At 63.6% G+C, this 15,037-nt stretch carries 16 protein-coding genes; 12 read left to right on the top strand and 4 right to left on the bottom strand.

The features are described 5' to 3' along the window. The first annotated feature begins 11 nt into the window (after nt 1-11). The 10 genes from rrtA to VGE08_RS18780 all read left to right on the top strand — a co-directional run bounded on the left by rrtA (nt 12) and on the right by VGE08_RS18780 (nt 8,964). A complete protein-coding gene (gene rrtA, locus VGE08_RS18825) occupies nt 12-551 on the top strand; it encodes a rhombosortase (protein WP_331069602.1) in 540 nt (179 codons plus the stop codon). An 82-nt stretch (nt 552-633) separates the two neighbouring features. Next, nucleotides 634-1,593: an ACP S-malonyltransferase gene (gene fabD / locus VGE08_RS18820; protein ID WP_331069452.1), complete on the top strand. Its 960-nt coding sequence runs from the start codon at nt 634-636 to the stop codon at nt 1,591-1,593. Beyond that, on the top strand, nt 1,590-2,339 hold the full coding sequence (fabG, locus tag VGE08_RS18815; RefSeq protein ID WP_331069451.1) for a 3-oxoacyl-ACP reductase FabG: 750 nt from the start codon (nt 1,590-1,592) through the stop codon (nt 2,337-2,339). Before fabD ends, fabG begins: the two co-directional genes overlap by 4 nt. Before the next feature lie 156 nt (nt 2,340-2,495). Next, complete coding sequence (acpP, locus tag VGE08_RS18810) at nt 2,496-2,738, top strand: acyl carrier protein (protein ID WP_066920125.1); 243 nt, start codon at nt 2,496-2,498, stop codon at nt 2,736-2,738. A gap of 137 nt (nt 2,739-2,875) precedes the next feature. Next, entirely contained in the window at nt 2,876-4,120 is a 1,245-nt protein-coding gene (gene fabF / locus VGE08_RS18805; protein WP_331069450.1) for a beta-ketoacyl-ACP synthase II, read from the top strand. A gap of 54 nt (nt 4,121-4,174) precedes the next feature. After that, nucleotides 4,175-5,542, top strand: a complete 1,368-nt coding sequence (locus VGE08_RS18800) for an aminodeoxychorismate synthase component I (protein WP_349258746.1) — start codon at nt 4,175-4,177, stop codon at nt 5,540-5,542. Then, nucleotides 5,539-6,348: an aminodeoxychorismate lyase gene (gene pabC / locus VGE08_RS18795; RefSeq protein WP_331069448.1), complete on the top strand. Its 810-nt coding sequence runs from the start codon at nt 5,539-5,541 to the stop codon at nt 6,346-6,348. Before VGE08_RS18800 ends, pabC begins: the two co-directional genes overlap by 4 nt. Nucleotides 6,349-6,364: 16 nt before the next feature. After that, the gene (gene mltG / locus VGE08_RS18790) at nt 6,365-7,405 is read left to right on the top strand and encodes an endolytic transglycosylase MltG (protein WP_331069447.1); all 1,041 of its coding nucleotides are present in this window, start codon (nt 6,365-6,367) and stop codon (nt 7,403-7,405) included. A gap of 44 nt (nt 7,406-7,449) precedes the next feature. Continuing rightward, nucleotides 7,450-8,523, top strand: a complete 1,074-nt coding sequence (holB, locus tag VGE08_RS18785) for a DNA polymerase III subunit delta' (RefSeq protein WP_331069446.1) — start codon at nt 7,450-7,452, stop codon at nt 8,521-8,523. Between the two features lie 90 nt (nt 8,524-8,613). Next, entirely contained in the window at nt 8,614-8,964 is a 351-nt protein-coding gene (locus VGE08_RS18780; RefSeq protein ID WP_129648570.1) for a PilZ domain-containing protein, read from the top strand. A gap of 19 nt (nt 8,965-8,983) precedes the next feature. On the opposite strand, the gene VGE08_RS18775 is transcribed toward VGE08_RS18780, so the two are convergent. The 3 genes from VGE08_RS18775 to VGE08_RS18765 form a co-directional block, all read right to left on the bottom strand. After that, nucleotides 8,984-10,042: a cyclic nucleotide-binding domain-containing protein gene (locus tag VGE08_RS18775; RefSeq protein WP_331069445.1), complete on the bottom strand. Its 1,059-nt coding sequence runs from the start codon at nt 10,040-10,042 to the stop codon at nt 8,984-8,986. Nucleotides 10,043-10,175: 133 nt separating this feature from the next. Then, nucleotides 10,176-12,215 (bottom strand): 3-hydroxyacyl-CoA dehydrogenase NAD-binding domain-containing protein, encoded by a 2,040-nt coding sequence (locus VGE08_RS18770; protein ID WP_331069444.1) that lies wholly within the window; start codon nt 12,213-12,215, stop codon nt 10,176-10,178. Nucleotides 12,216-12,236: 21 nt separating this feature from the next. Then, entirely contained in the window at nt 12,237-13,100 is an 864-nt protein-coding gene (locus VGE08_RS18765) for an endonuclease/exonuclease/phosphatase family protein (RefSeq protein WP_331069443.1), read from the bottom strand. Between the two features lie 73 nt (nt 13,101-13,173). Between VGE08_RS18765 and VGE08_RS18760 the strand changes: the two genes are divergently transcribed. After that, nucleotides 13,174-13,632 carry a hypothetical protein gene (locus VGE08_RS18760; RefSeq protein WP_331069442.1) on the top strand — a complete coding sequence of 153 codons (459 nt, stop codon included), beginning with the start codon at nt 13,174-13,176 and terminating at the stop codon, nt 13,630-13,632. A gap of 35 nt (nt 13,633-13,667) precedes the next feature. On the opposite strand, the gene VGE08_RS18755 is transcribed toward VGE08_RS18760, so the two are convergent. Beyond that, nucleotides 13,668-14,006 (bottom strand): hypothetical protein, encoded by a 339-nt coding sequence (locus VGE08_RS18755; protein WP_331069441.1) that lies wholly within the window; start codon nt 14,004-14,006, stop codon nt 13,668-13,670. A gap of 408 nt (nt 14,007-14,414) precedes the next feature. Between VGE08_RS18755 and VGE08_RS18750 the strand changes: the two genes are divergently transcribed. Beyond that, entirely contained in the window at nt 14,415-14,681 is a 267-nt protein-coding gene (locus VGE08_RS18750) for a DksA/TraR family C4-type zinc finger protein (RefSeq protein ID WP_331069440.1), read from the top strand. Nucleotides 14,682-15,037 lie beyond the last annotated feature (356 nt).

Genomic DNA, 15,037 nt, shown 5'->3' with positions numbered 1-15,037 from the left:
TGTTGCTCGCAGTGGTTCTGTTGTCGCTACTTGGCGAAACCGCCCGCTCGGCGCTGCGCTACGAACGCGAGGCGGTGCTGCAAGGAGAATACTGGCGGTTGCTGACAGGGCACCTGGTTCACGGCAACACCCAGCACCTGATCCTGAACGCCGCGGGGCTGGGGCTGATCGCGGCGCTGTTTCCGCACGATTATTCGTGGCGGGCATGGCTGCTGATTGCGCTATTCAGCCTCCTGGCCATCGATGTGGGATTTGTCTTTTACGAGCCACAGTTGGCCTGGTACGTGGGCCTGTCGGGAGCGCTGCACGGGGCGCTGGCCGCTGGCGCCATCGCCTGGTGGCGCCACGAATCCAAGGCGCTGGCCGCGGTTCTGACCGCTATTTTTGCCGGAAAACTCGCCTGGGAGCAGTGGCACGGAGCGCTGCCGCTGTCGGGCGGCCTGCCGGTGGTGGTGGACGCCCATCTGTATGGTGCTTTGGGCGGCGCCCTGGCCGGACTCATGCTGTGGTTGCAGGCCCACAGGCAAGTAGCCGTAAAGTCAAGGATCTAGCCGCGGCGATTGTGATCGCTATAATCGCGCGCCGCATAAGCCTGGTGGGCCGCAAGCGGCCCGTAACCAGTGTAGGAGCTCAATGACTTTTGCCTTCGTATTTCCCGGTCAGGGATCGCAGTCGGTCGGCATGCTGGCCGCGCTGGCGAGTGCCGAGCCGTTGGTGCAGGAAACCTTCGCCGAAGCGTCCTCGGTGCTGGGCTATGACCTGTGGCAGCTGTGCCAGCAGGGGCCGGAGGATCAACTGGGCTCCACCGAGCGCACCCAGCCGGCGATGCTGACGGCCGCGGTCGCCACCTGGCGCGTCTGGCGCAAGCATGACGGTCCCATGCCGGCGGCAATGGCCGGGCATAGCCTCGGCGAGTATTCGGCGCTGGTGTGTTCCGGCGCGCTGGACTTCAAGACCGCGGTGGCGCTGGTGCAGTTTCGCGGCCAGGCCATGCAGGCTGCCGTGCCCCCCGGGCAGGGCGCGATGGCTGCCATCCTCGGCGTCGACGATGCGGACGTGGAAGCAGCCTGTGCCGAAGCTACAGCCGCCGGTGCCGCCGGTGAAATCGTGCAGGCAGCCAACTTCAATTCGCCCGGACAAGTCGTGATCGCAGGCAGCGCGGCCGCCGTCGACCGTGCGATCGAAGTGCTGAAGGGCAAGGGCGCAAAGCGCGCCATCAAGCTGCCGGTCAGCGTGCCTTCGCACACTGCATTGATGCAGCCGGCAGCCGAGCGGCTGGCTGAGAAGTTACGAGGCATTACTTTCGCGCAGCCGCAAGTGCGCGACATCTACACCGTCGACGTCAAGACCCACCAAGGCCCGGACAGCATCCGCCAGGCCTTGGTGCAACAGTTGGTCAAGCCGGTGCGCTGGACCGAAACGGTGCGCGCCATCCTGGCCGGCGGGGCCAAAGTGCTGGTCGAGTGCGGCCCGGGAAAGGTGCTGACCGGCTTGAATCGACGCATCGACAAGAACAAGGATATCGGCATGCTCGCCATCGAGGATCCCGAGTCGTTACAAGCGGCGCTGGCCGCCTGCCGGAGTCAGTCATGAGCGAGACACTCTCCCAGGATGTGGCGCTGGTCACCGGCGCGTCGCGTGGTATCGGTCGAGCCATTGCTGAACAGCTGGCGCGCAACGGCGCGACAGTGATCGGCACGGCGACCACCGAAGCCGGCGCCCAGGGCATCACCGATTGGCTCGCCGCGGGCAACTACAAGGGCCGCGGTATCGTGCTGAACGTCGCCGACGCCACCGCCAGCGAAAGCGCTTTGAAAGACATCGAAGCGAAGGAAGGCGCGGTCACCATCCTGGTGAACAATGCAGGAATTACCCGTGACAACCTGCTCATGCGCATGAAGCAGGAAGAATGGGACGACATCATGAACACCAATCTCGCCTCGGTGTTCAGGCTGTCCAAGGGCGTTCTTCGCGGCATGATGAAGGCCCGCCGCGGCCGCATCGTGAACATCGCCTCGGTGGTCGGAGTGATGGGCAACGCCGGGCAGACCAACTATGCCGCCGCCAAGGCCGGCATCATCGGCTTTTCCAAGTCTCTGGCACGCGAAGTCGGCTCGCGCGGCATCACGGTGAACGTGGTGGCGCCGGGTTTCATCGCGACCGACATGACCGCCAAGCTGCCAGCCGAGCAACAACAGCAGCTGAGCGCGCAAGTTGCGTTGGGGCGACTGGGTTCCGTCGAGGATATTGCCCATGCTGTGGCGTTTCTTGCGTCGCCACAGGCGGGTTACATCACCGGCGAGACGCTGCACGTCAACGGCGGCATGTACATGATCTGAATCAAGCGGCTTGGCGCCGATTTCGTCAGAATTTCGCAAATGTTGGCCCCACCGGGCTTCTAACTTAGAATACGCCCCCCGTGCGACCCCACCCATGAACAAAAAGGGTCGGTCTCGAGCGAAGGGTTTAAGCACCTCATAGAGGACTCGTACACAATGAGCAGTATTGAACAGCAGGTCAAAGCCATCGTCGCCGAACAACTGGGGGTGAAAGAGGAAGAGGTCACCAACGACGCTTCCTTCGTCGACGACCTGGGCGCGGACTCGCTCGACACGGTTGAGCTGGTCATGGCGCTGGAAGAGGAGTTCGAGACCGAGATCCCGGACGAGGACGCGGAGAAGATCACCACCGTGCAGCAGGCGATCGATTACATCACCGAGCGCCGCAATCAGGCCTGACGGGCCTGCAGGCGCGGGCTGCGCCATCGCTCAAAGCACAAGGAAGGCCGCACACTCACGGTCTTCCGCCAATTGCCCCTCCATGTTCCGATCCTTTCCGTTCACGTCCATCGAAGTCACGCTTGTGAGGTAGCTGTTTGTCCAAGCGACGCGTCGTCATCACTGGTCTGGGCATCGTTTCTCCCGTCGGCTCGCAGGTCGATACGGCGTGGCGCAACGTGCTCGAAGGCAAGAGCGGCATCGTGCCGATCACCCGTTTCGATGCCAGCGCCTTCCCGGTGCGCTTTCATGGTGCGGTGGCGGGTTTCGAGGCGGAGAAATATCTGCCGGCGAAACGGCTGCGGAACATGGATCCGTTCATGCACTACGGCTATGCCGCCGCGGTGGACGCCTTCAAGGACTCGGGCTTGGAGGTCACCGCCGAGAACTCGCCTCGCGTCGGTGTGGCGATGGGCGCCGGCATCGGCGGCCTCGACACCATCGAGGAGAATCATGCCAAGTGGATGGAGACCAAGAGCCCGAAGCGCATCTCTCCATTCTTCGTGCCCGGCAGCATCATCAACATGATCTCCGGCCACATTTCCATCGATTTCAAGCTCACCGGACCGAACATCGCCACGGTCACCGCGTGCACGACCTCGACTCACTCGATCGGTCTGGCCATGCGTTTGATCCAGTACGGCGATGCCGACGTGATGATCGCCGGCGGTGGTGAGATGGCGACCACACCGCTGGGCCTCGGCAGCTTCTGCCAGGCACGCGCGTTGTCGACTCGTAACGATGATCCCGCGGCGGCGAGCCGTCCGTGGGACAAGGATCGCGACGGCTTCGTGCTGGCCGATGGCGCCGGCTCGGTCGTGCTCGAAGAGTACGAGCATGCGAAGAAGCGCGGCGCGCGCATCTACGCCGAGCTCGTCGGCTTCGGCATGAGCGGCGATGCGCATCACATCACCGCGCCGCCGGATGACGGCGAGGGCGCTCGCCTTGCCATGGCGAACGCACTGAAGGACGCGCAGCTCAACCCGAGCGAAGTGCAGTATCTCAATGCGCACGCCACCTCGACCGATCTGGGCGACAGGGCCGAGACCATCGCCATGAAGCGCTGCTTCGGCGATCACGCGTCCAAGCTCGCGGTCAGTTCCACCAAGTCCATGACCGGCCACCTGCTCGGGGCCGCCGGTGTGGTGGAAGCGATTTTCTCGATCCTCGCGATCCGCGATCAGGTCGCGCCGCCGACCATCAACCTGGACAATCCCGGCGAAGGTTGCGATCTCGATTACGTTCCGAAGGTCGCGCGGCAGATGCCGATCAAGGTGGCTTTGTCGAATTCGTTCGGCTTCGGCGGCACCAACGGCAGCCTGATCTTCAAGAAGCTCGACTGAGCTGCCGTGCGCGGCCAGGAGTCGCCCACGCCTCTCTCGATCGACCGGCCGCCGTTGCTCCGCCCCGTCAGCGCCGATCCGTCGGCGCTGCTGGCGTTGCATGCCGCGTTCCCCGATCGCTATCCAGCACTGTTCGAAAGTGCCGCAGCCGGCAATGCGGCCACTCGCTTCGACATTCTTTTCGCTCATCCACAAGCTCGGCTGTCGCTACGTGCTGATGGCACGCTGAACTTCAGCACGGGCTCGAACGACAAGCGTTTTCTCCCGGCGCTGGATCGTTGGTGGCAAAGCGAGCGATCAAGCGCGACGGCCGGCCTCGATCTGCCTTTTACCGGCGGCTGGCTGCTCTACCTCGGTTACGAAATGGCGGGCGAGATCGAGCCGCGACTGCATTTGCCCTTGCCCAAAGCCGGGCCGATCGCATCCGCCGTGCGCATTCCCGCCGCGATCATCCATGAGCGCAACAGCGGCAAGTCCTGGCTGCTGGCCGAGGCGGGATTCGAGCCGCTGCTGGCTGGCATGGCTCGAGACCTTGCGCATCTTCCAGCGCTGATCCCGGCCACAGTGCCTCTGGTTACGGGCGGCGTGGAGGAAGAGGAGCCTGACAGATATCTGCGCAGTGTGACGCGCGCGCTCGAGTACATCGCCGCTGGCGACATCTATCAGGCGAACCTGTCCCGCGCCTGGTCGGCGCGTTTGACGGCAGGAATCACTCCCCAGCATCTCTATCAACGCCTGCGTCAGACCAACCCGGCTCCTTTCAGCGGGATCGTGCGGTTGGAGGACATCACCGTCGTCAGTTCCTCGCCCGAGCGCCTCGTGTCCGTGCGCGACGGGCACGTGTCGACTCGACCCATTGCAGGCACGCGGCCGCGAGGCCAGACTGCCTCGGCCGATGTCGATCTCGCGCGTGAGCTGCACGCTCATCCCAAGGAGCGGGCCGAGCACGTGATGCTGATCGACCTGGAACGCAATGATCTGGGGCGAATCTGCGAAGCGGGGACCGTGAAGGTCGACGAGCTCATGACCATCGAGTCGTATGCGCACGTCCATCACATTGTCTCCAATGTGAGCGGCCAGCTGCGCGCCAACGTGACGCCCGGCGAAGTTCTCGGCGCGGTGTTTCCTGGCGGCACCATCACCGGCTGCCCCAAGGTCCGGTGCATGGAAATCATCGCCGAGCTCGAAGGCACGGCACGCGGCGCGTACACGGGCTCGTTCGGTTATCTCAACCGCGACGGCAGCATGGACATGAACATCCTGATTCGTACGCTGGAAGTGGCGGGCGATCAACTGACCGTGCGCGCTGGTGCCGGCATCGTTGCCGATTCAGTGCCGGAGCGCGAACTGGCGGAGACGCGCGCCAAGGCTCGCGGTGTGCTGCGAGCCTTCGATGCCGATACCGAAGGTGGCAAGCGATGACACTCGCAATGCTGATCAATGGTCAACCATCGAAACTGCTACGTGCCGACGATCGCGGCCTGCAATATGGCGATGGATTGTTCGAGACCGTGTTGCTGGCGCACGGCCGGGTTCGTTTTCTGGACGATCATCTGCGTCGCCTGTTCGCCGGTTGCGATCGCTTGGGCATCAACGCGCCGGACGCAGCCACTTTGCGAGGCGAGATCGCGCAGGTCACAGCCGGCCGTGACCGCGGTGTGCTCAAGATCATCGTGACGCGAGGCGCGGGCGGGCGTGGTTATCGTCCCAGCAATGCGATGGCGAGCACTCGCGTGGTCGCGCTGTATCCTTTCAATCCATCTCCGCAGGCAGGCTTGCGTTTGCGTTGGTGCGAGATCCGACTCGGTCGTAACGCACGCCTGGCGGGCATCAAGCATCTCAACCGGCTCGAACAGGTGCTGGCGCAAAGCGAATGGCAGGAAGGCGAGGCGGACGAGGGCGTCATGTTGGATACCGAAGGTGAGGTCGTCTGCGCCACCTCGGCCAACGTGTTCGCGGTACGCGATGGCGTGCTGGTCACGCCCGATCTGCGATTCTGCGGTGTGCAGGGTGTGATGCGTGCCCAGGTTCTAAAAGCGGCCGCCAGGCTACGGTTGACGGCAAGCGAGGAGCCGCTGTGGCCGCACGACCTCGAGACGGCGAGCGAGGTGTTCATCACCAATGCCGTGCGCGGCATCCGATCGGTGGCGTCGCTCGATTCGTTGCAATGGAGCGAGACCGGTGTGGCCACGCGCATGGCGAACGCATTGTCGCTGAGCGAGCCGTAAAGGAATGAATTTGTAAATGCGAACGCTGCTGCGTCTGTTGGGTGTTTTGATTCTGCTGGGCATCGTCGCTACCGCAGCCCTGGCGTGGTGGGGCCACCGCTGGCTGCAGACGCCGATTGCAACGCTGACCGAGCCGACCATCATCGAGATACGCAAGGGCGCGTCCCTGCGCACGGTCGCCAGCAGTCTCAACGACCAGAACCTGCTCGATCAGCCGCAGATCTGGACGGCCTGGGCGCGCATCACCAAACGTGCGCATTCGCTGAAAGCAGGCGAGTACCAGTTGTCGCCCGGACTGACGCCCAGCGGGCTGCTCGATCTGCTCAACTCCGGCGAGGTGCTCCTTCACAGCATCACCTTCATCGAAGGTTCGACCTTCAACGACATGCGCAAAGCGCTGGCGCAATCGCCAACGATCGTGAGCGAGTACGGCGAACGCAGTGCCCAGGACGTGATGCGCGCCTTGGGTCAGCCCGATGTGCATCCGGAAGGCCAGTTCTTCCCCGATACGTATCGCTACCCGCGTAACACTACGGACATCGAGCTGCTCGGCATGGCTTTCAGGCGCATGCAGCAGGAGCTCAAGTCGGCGTGGGAGTCGCGAGCCAAGGACTTGCCGCTGGCGACACCCTACGAGGCGCTGATCCTGGCTTCCATCGTCGAGAAGGAAACCGCGCTCGATTCCGAACGTCCGCAGATTGCGGGCGTGTTCGTGGAGCGGCTGCGACGAGGCATGCGCTTGCAGACCGATCCCACGGTCATCTATGGCATGATGGCTTCGTACGACGGCAACATTCGTCGCACCGACCTGCTGCGAGACACTCCATACAACACGTACACGCGCGCCGGCCTGCCGCCGACGCCGATTGCATTGCCCGGACTCGACTCCCTGCGCGCTGCCGTGCAGCCCGAGATCACCGGCGCCTTGTTCTTCGTGGCCACCGGCGATGGCGATGGCAGCCACTATTTCTCGCGCACGCTGGCGGAGCACAATGCAGCCGTGAAGCGTTATTTGAAAAAGCTGCGGAGCAGTTCGAGCCCGGTGCAAAGCAAGTGACCCCCGGCGCGTTGGTCGGCCACAGAATGTTTCTTATGTGAGTCATGGCGAAGAAAGACGAACAACCCGAGGTGCAACCGCTGCCAAGCCCACGCTTGCTGCCGTGGCATTCGGCTGCGGCCACGCAGTTGCGTCAGGCGTGGGCAGCGAATCGGTTGCCACACGCCATTCTCGTCCAGGGGGCCGATGGGCTCGGCAAAGGCTCCTTTGCGGCTTGGCTATCCGCGGCTGCACTTTGCGAACAGTCCGTGGACGGCAAGCTCGATGTGTGTGGAACCTGCGCGAGCTGCGCGCTCATCAAGGCGGGCTCGCATCCTGATCTGTATTGGGTTGCGCCGGAGGCCGACAAGACCCAGTTGTCCGTGGATCAGGTGCGCGCGGCGTGCGAGAAGCTTTCCAAGACCAGCTTCCGGCAAGGCTACAAGGTCGCCATCCTCGAACCTGCGCATCAGATGACGCTGGGCGCGGCGAACAGCGTGCTCAAGACGCTCGAAGAACCGTCGCCGGGCAGCTTGCTCGTTCTGCTGACATCGCGTCCCTCGGGCCTGTTGCCTACGGTGCGCAGCCGCTGTCAGAAACTCACGATCGCGCGTCCGTCCACTGCAGAGGCCATGGCGTGGCTGCAGAACGAGGCCGGCAAGTCGGTGTCGCCCGCGCTGCTCGCGTTCAGTGGCGGGGCGCCGCTGCGAGCACTGTCGTACGCGGACGGGCGATTCGACGCGTTGAACCAGCACATGCAGAAATCCCTGCGGGATTTGCTGAGCGGCGACGCGGATGTGACCCAGGTCGCGGCGGAATGGGACGACTCCAAGGACAAGGATGCGCTGATCGATCGGCTGGTATGGCTGGACCTGTGGCTGTCCTCGCTGGCCCGGACGGCGATTGCGGGAACTGACGATCGGGTCACGTTCCCAGGGGGACCTGCGCCCTTGCCAAGCCCGTCGCGGCCGTTGAACATAAGCGCGCTCTACAGCATGGTGGACCGTACGCGGGCCTTGAAGGCACAACTGGCCCGTACCGCGCTCCAGCGCGAGCTGGCGGTGGAATCATGGCTCATCGCGCTGCTGGAAGCGCTCGCACCCTCCAGGGGTGGAGCGCCGGTGGCACGCGCGGGCTGAGCACGTTCACACAACAGGCTGGCAAGGGTCGAGTAGTATTCAGAGTCGTTCGGAATTGCAGTCGAAATCGCCGTCGGAACCAACAGTGTGATGCGTCAACCAAGCAGCAAGCCCGGTCTGCTGACTCTCACGATCAAGGACAAGAGCGCCTTGTATCTGGCCTATATGCCGTTCGTGAAGAACGGCGGCCTGTTCATTCCGACCAACAGCAACTACCGGCTCGGCGACGAAGTCTTCATGCTGCTGAACCTGATGGGCGAGGACGAGAAGCTGCCGGTGGCCGGCCGCGTGATCTGGATGACGCCCAAGGGCGCGCAGGGCAAGCGCACCGCCGGCATCGGCGTGCAGTTCAGCGAGCAGGATCGGGGCAACACCCAGCGCAAGATCGAGAGCTACCTGGCCGGCGCTCTCGGCGGCGATAAACCCACGCACACGATGTAAGCGCGGGCGCTCTCCAGCTTCAGCGTTTCAGACCCGCGGCACCCAGGCCGCCCTTCAACACCGACGCATTCAAATCCCGCTCGGCCAGGATGTAAGCCGCCGCGGAGCTGCGCCTGCCGGTGTCGCACACCGTGACGTAGTGAACCTTGGGGTCCAGCTGTTTCAATTTCAGCCGGATGAAATACAGCGGCAGGTTCAGCGCGCCTTCCAGGTGGAAGTTCTCGAACTCGCTCGGCAGCCGCACGTCGAGCCACTTGCCGCCCTTGGCGATGATGGCGTTGGCCTGCTCGAGCGTCACCCAATTCAGCATCGGCTCGTTGAGCAGAGTACGGAAATCGTCTTTCGCCAGGCGCATCAGCGCGCCGTCGGTGAGCATGGTGATGTTGGCGTTGCGCTTGGCGTCGGCGATCAGCGCCTCCTCGCCGAAGGTGTCGCCCATGCCCAGCTCGGCGAGCTTGATGCCGGCGCGATTCAACGGCGTCTCGCGTGTCACCTGGCATTTGCCCTTGACGATGACATAGAAGTAATCGCCGTCGTCGCCTTGCTTGATGATGACGTCACCGGCCTTGGCATCGACGCGCTGCATGCGCATGAAGATGGCCTGGATGTTGGCCGGGGGAATGCGATGGAACGCCTTGGTCTGCAGCAGCGTGGTCATCCAGTCGTCGCTGGAGGCCTGCTCGGCGCCCGAGCTCAGCTCGCCCACTTCGTACGAGCCGGTCTGGTCCCAGGTGAGCATCATGTCGAGCATGTCGCTGTCGATGGCGAGGAACTCGACGCGATCGGAGATGGCGCGGGCGGTATAGCGGCGCGGCGTGAAGGGAGCGATGGCACTGCGCGCTTCAGGGGAGCCGGCGCGCAGCACGCTAACGGGGCGATCGTCCCGCAGCAGTTCCAGGGCTCCACTCACCAGGTAAAAGGTCCGCTTGTCGCTGTCGCCTTCCTTGAACAGCACGCGTCCCGCGGGCAGCTCGCGCAGCACGGTTTTCCGCGCCAGCGACTGCAGGTTTTCGGATTTCAAACCGTCAAGCGGGGAAAATTGCCGAAGCAGGCCAAGATCGAGCGGCTTGCTCTCCATGGGTCTCCAATGTCGCAGGGATCGTTGTCCGGGCAACGCGACCGGGGAAGGGAGGCCGGCAGCGATGGGCTCGGAGTATCTGCCGGATGGTAGCACAGCCGAATTAACGGCAAGACCGCGCTAAAATGGCTAATTAGCGCAGTAAATCCCACCCTTCGTCCGGCGCAAAGCGATCTCCGTGCAGCCGCTGCAACTCTTGCAGGCGCGCGACGATGGCATCGACCCCGCGAGTGCGGGCGTATTGGAGCGGACCGCCCCGGAAGGGCGCGAAGCCCGCGCCGAAGATCACGCCGGCGTCGATGAGGTCCGCATCCTCGACGATACGCTGCCGCAGCACGGCCACCGCTTCATTCACCAGAGGCAGCAACAGGCGATCCTGCAGATCATCCGGCGCCGTCTGGCCCGCCGTCTCCGGCTTCACCGGCTTGTCGTTCTGCCAGACATAGAAGCCCTCGCCGGTTTTCTTGCCGAACTTTTTCTGCGCGTGGCGGGTCGCCAGCACCGGCGGCACTTCGGAGCCCGCTTCGAAGAACACCTTGCCGACGCTCATGACGACATCGAGCCCCACCACGTCGGCGAGCTCGATGGGCCCCATCGGCATGCCGAATTCCTCGGCAGCGCGGTCGATCAGAGGCAGTGGAATCCCTTCCTGCGCGGCGCGCACGGCCTCACTGAGATAGGGCATCAGCACCCGGTTCACGAGGAAGCCTGGAGCGCTCCGGCACGCAATCGCGAGCTTGTCGATCTGCCGCGCGAACGCGAGCCCGGCCTGCACCTGCTGCGGCTCCGTGTTCTCGCCGTAAATCACTTCGACCAGCGGCATGCGCGCCACCGGGTTGAAGAAGTGCAGCCCGATGAGGCGCTCCGGTTTGCTGAGCTTCTCGGCCAGCTGCTCCAGCACGATGCTGGAGGTATTGGTGGCGAGCACGGCATTCGGTTTGAGTTGCGGCTCGACTCGGGCGTACAGCTCTTGCTTGGCTTCGAGGTTCTCGAAGATGGCCTCGATCACCAGATCGGCCTGCGGCACGCCTGCGCCGGGGACATCGGCCTTGAGACGAGCCATGACTTCATCGCGCTTGGCCGGGTCCGGATAGCGCTTCTCGAAAAACTTGCGAGCGCGCTCCATGGCGGGCGCGACATACTTCTCCTCGCGATCCTGCAACGTTACGGTCAGACCGCGAGCCGCGCACCAGCTGGCGATGTCGCCGCCCATGACACCGGCGCCGATGACATGCACGTGTTTCATCCGCTCGCCGCTGCTCTTGCCCGCGGACTTGAGTCGTTCCTGCAGGAAGAACACTCGCACGAGATTCCGCGACGTTGGCGTGCATAGCAGATGCGCCATCGAGCGCGCTTCGGCCTCGTAGGCACGGGTGCCAGCGCTTCCGTACTCCTGCCACAACTCGATGAGCTCGTAGGGAGCAGGGTAGTGCTCCTTCCGAGCGCGCTTCGCCACCTGCTTGCGCATTTGCCCGGCAAGGATGGGCCGCGCCAAGCCGGAGTTCAGCAATCGATTCTTCAGCGGCGGCTTGTTCAGCGGCGGTGGATTCAGTGCCACCTGCCGAGCTACATCTTTCAACTGTGCTGGAGGCGCGAGCTTGTCGACCAGCCCCATTTGCAGCGCCTGCTTCGGGCGGACATGCCGACCGGTCAGCATCAAATCCATCGCGGCAATGGGGCCCGCGAGCTGCACGGCTCGCACAGTGCCACCGAGGCCCGGATGCACGCCGAGTTGGACTTCGGGAAAGCCCAGCGTCACCGACGGATCATCCGCCGCCACGCGATACCGGCACGCGAGCGCGACCTCGAGCCCGCCGCCCAGTGCAAAGCCATTGATGGCCGCGACGGTGACGCAGCGAAGTGCCGCGAGCTTGTCGATGACCAGCTGACCCTGGCGGATCATGTCATACGCCTGGTCCGGCGACTCGATGCCGACGAAACCCTTGATGTCGGCGCCAGCGATGAAGCCGTTCTTGGCCGAGCTGACGATCAGCGCCTTGGGTGGCGTCCGGTTCAAAGCGGTGAGGATGGCGTCGAGCTCCTCCATCACCTCCCGCGACAGGCTGTTCACCGCAGCGTTGGCCTTGTCGATGATCAGCCAGGCGACGCCGTCCGCTTCGATCTGCAAGCGCCAGTGTTGCGCGCTGCTCGCAGCAGAGGTGGCTTCGGTCATGCTCGGCTCCCGCAGTTCTTGTTACGTTCGCGGTCGGATGTTGAAGTCGCAGATCAGCGGCCGGTGGTCGGAGAAACGCACGTCCGGCACATCGAATTGGGTCACTTCGATGCCGTTGGAATACAGCACGAAGTCCAGTTCCTTGCGCGGCTTGTGGCTGGGGTAGGAGGGCAGGCCCAGCCGGTTGGCGCTCTTCAGGCCCGAGGCTTCCATGAACAGGTAGATCTCGTGATCGCCCCAGAAGGTGTTGAAGTCGCCGGCCACGATCACCGGCTTGCTGGCGCGCTTCACCAACTCGTGCAGGTGGCGCAGCTGGTCGTGGCGATGGCGGAACTTCAGCGACAGGTGCACCAGGAAGATGGCGCATTCCTCCAGCTCCAGCTCGATGATCAGCCGCTTGATGCCGGTCTCGAAGTAGTGGAAGCGCTCGCCCTCGACGCGCGGCGCCGCCAGGAAGGCGTTGCCCTGTTTGCGAACGATGGGCATCAACTGGTTGATGGAGGCCGTGCCGTATTTACACTGGTAGGTGGAGTAGTGGCCGAGCGAGTCGGCGATCTGCTTGGCCTGGTTCACCAGCCCCGAGCGGATCGAGCCGGTGTCGATCTCGATCAGCCCGACCAGGTCCGGATCGAGCGACTTGAGCCATTGGGTGATGTTGTTCAGGACGCTTCGATTGCTGCGCAGGTAACCCGCGCCGGGCACCGGCAGGTGGAAGGCCGGGCCGAAACCGGTGGCATACCGGATGTTGTACAGAACGAAGCGCATCGTGTTGGCGTCAGCTCGAATCGGCGTATGAAGCGGCGTGGTCAGGGGCTGTTCGACGGACTGTTTAACGGACTGTTCGACGCAATCGGACGCGCCGGCGCCCGCATTGCGGATCGGCACGGCGGGGCCGCATTCTACAGCAGCATTATGGATTAGAATGGGCGCCTCCATCGCGACGGGGAGCCAAGCTCAAGTGGGCAGCATTTCTCAACACGATCCGGTGCGGCTGTTCGTCAGCCACGCGTTCGAGCCCTCGGACGATTATCACCGGGTGTTCGAGTATCTGGAGAGTTCGCACAATTTCTACTATCGCAACTGTAGCAATCCGGACTTCCCCAGCAACTCGCGCGAGGCGATGAAGGACGAGTTGCGCAAGCAGATCAACTTGGCGGAGGTGGTGATCGTTCCTGCGGCGCTGTATCAGCGGCACCGGGAGCTGCTCGATTTTCAGCTCAACTGCGCCAAGGGCCTGGACAAGCCGGTCATCGTGCTGGAGAAATTCGGCGTGAAGGAGAAGGTGCCGGTGCAGCTCGAAGCGCTGGGCGACGAAATCATCGAGTGGAACGAGCGCACCATCGCGGACGCCATCCGGCGCCAGGCCCGTCACGAAGACACAGCCCGCTGGGACACCATCGATTTCAAGCTGGATTGAGGGCGCTTGAAAGGCCGCGAGGCCTTCGAGCGCGGCTAGTCCTCGCCAACCGCGCGCAGTTTCGGTGCACGCTGCGCCGCCTGCAGGCGGGCCAGCACACCCAGCATGCCGACGATGCGTGTCGCGCAGCCACCGGCTTCGGAATCGGACATCTTGCGCACGGTGGCCTGAACCGCCGTTTCGCCCTTCATCGGGTGGACACAGCACAAGGACGTGGACAGGGACGTGAATTCGTCGCGGATCTCCCGCGGCAGCTCGTCTTCTTCCAGATCGGCCAGATGCTCACGAAAAGCTTCCGCCAGACGGTGCTTGATCGGTCCGGCCGAGGCGAGCACGAGTGTGGCGGCGAAAAATTGCTCCCAGGCGCTGCTCATTCAACTGACTCCCGGATGGGTTAGCCGCTGCTTGGCGCCAAGGATCGCTTCGAGCATTAGCAACAACAACGGCGAGCGAAAGCTGAGAAGTTACTTTAAGTCGGGGCGGCGGTTTTTCTCCCGTCGCGTCAATCGACTACAGCCGGAATATACTCCTGCGACTTCGAAAGGCAACGGGGCCGCGCCAGTTTTTTGGCATTGCGATCCGGGGGCCCGGGGGTGTGGTCGCTTTGCTTAAGTGAGCCTGCCTGCAAGGCCAGCATCCTGCCCAGGGGGTGGTTCAGGGATATGCCGAGTCGCTGCTCGTCCGGCTCGGCCACCTGGCGAATCTCGGGGGCGGCGAGTAGCTTGAGCGGGCCGGGCCGCGGCCCCATACATTGGGATCTTGCGAGAATTCGAGAGGTGATCATGGCGACGGGTTGGGCAGGCGATGGCGCCGTTCAGGATCAGATCGACGCGACGGTAAAAGATGCCGTGGAGCGCGCGAAAAGCCTGTTGCCCAGCGGCCCTGGGCTCACTCATTGCGCCGACTGCGGCAACGAGATTCCCGAAGCGCGACGCAAGGCCATCCCAGGCGTGCGCCTGTGCATTCCCTGCCAGGAAGCGGAAGACAAAGAAGTCGCTCAGTTCAGCGGCTACAACCGCCGCGGCAGTAAGGACAGCCAGCTTCGCTAATAAACATTCCTGGCTGATGTGTTACTCAGCCCTGCGAGGCAAGTATCTCGTCGAACTGCGCGCGCACAGCGTCGGCGGGCACCACCGATTGAATTTCTCGGCTGGGCAATGCCGATCTGCGGACGGAAGTGTTCCATTCCCAAGATGTCATTGGCGTCATGACGCAGCCAGCACCGGCGACACTGCATACGCAGTGGGTCCGCTTGATTCCAGTTTATGAGCCGAGCTTTCCGACCGAGCGGCCGGATTGTCATTGTCGGGCGACCGAGGAGCGCGAAAAGGCTGGGCAATTCTGGAGAACCAGTCTGGTGATTGAGCCCCTGTGGCACCGGCATCGCTGGGGCGCATAATGCATA

It is taken from the genome of Steroidobacter sp. (assembly GCF_036406195.1).
In the GTDB taxonomy this organism is placed as follows: domain Bacteria; phylum Pseudomonadota; class Gammaproteobacteria; order Steroidobacterales; family Steroidobacteraceae; genus Steroidobacter.
The sequence above is the reverse complement of the archived record's forward strand: the minus strand, read 5'-3'. Positions and strand labels throughout refer to the sequence as shown.

Bases quoted from the DNA above. Each gene is read 5' to 3' on its own strand.
- fabD (WP_331069452.1), top strand. From the start codon at position 634: ATGACTTTTGCCTTCGTATTTCCCGGTCAGGGATCGCAGTCGGTCGGC.
- VGE08_RS18780 (WP_129648570.1), top strand. From the start codon at position 8,614: ATGCGTCAACCAAGCAGCAAGCCCGGTCTGCTGACTCTCACGATCAAG.
- VGE08_RS18770 (WP_331069444.1), bottom strand. From the start codon at position 12,215: ATGACCGAAGCCACCTCTGCTGCGAGCAGCGCGCAACACTGGCGCTTG.
- VGE08_RS18750 (WP_331069440.1), top strand. From the start codon at position 14,415: ATGGCGACGGGTTGGGCAGGCGATGGCGCCGTTCAGGATCAGATCGAC.
- VGE08_RS18755 (WP_331069441.1), bottom strand. From the start codon at position 14,006: ATGAGCAGCGCCTGGGAGCAATTTTTCGCCGCCACACTCGTGCTCGCC.
- fabG (WP_331069451.1), top strand. From the start codon at position 1,590: ATGAGCGAGACACTCTCCCAGGATGTGGCGCTGGTCACCGGCGCGTCG.
- pabC (WP_331069448.1), top strand. From the start codon at position 5,539: ATGACACTCGCAATGCTGATCAATGGTCAACCATCGAAACTGCTACGT.
- acpP (WP_066920125.1), top strand. From the start codon at position 2,496: ATGAGCAGTATTGAACAGCAGGTCAAAGCCATCGTCGCCGAACAACTG.
- holB (WP_331069446.1), top strand. From the start codon at position 7,450: ATGGCGAAGAAAGACGAACAACCCGAGGTGCAACCGCTGCCAAGCCCA.
- VGE08_RS18775 (WP_331069445.1), bottom strand. From the start codon at position 10,042: ATGGAGAGCAAGCCGCTCGATCTTGGCCTGCTTCGGCAATTTTCCCCG.
- mltG (WP_331069447.1), top strand. From the start codon at position 6,365: ATGCGAACGCTGCTGCGTCTGTTGGGTGTTTTGATTCTGCTGGGCATC.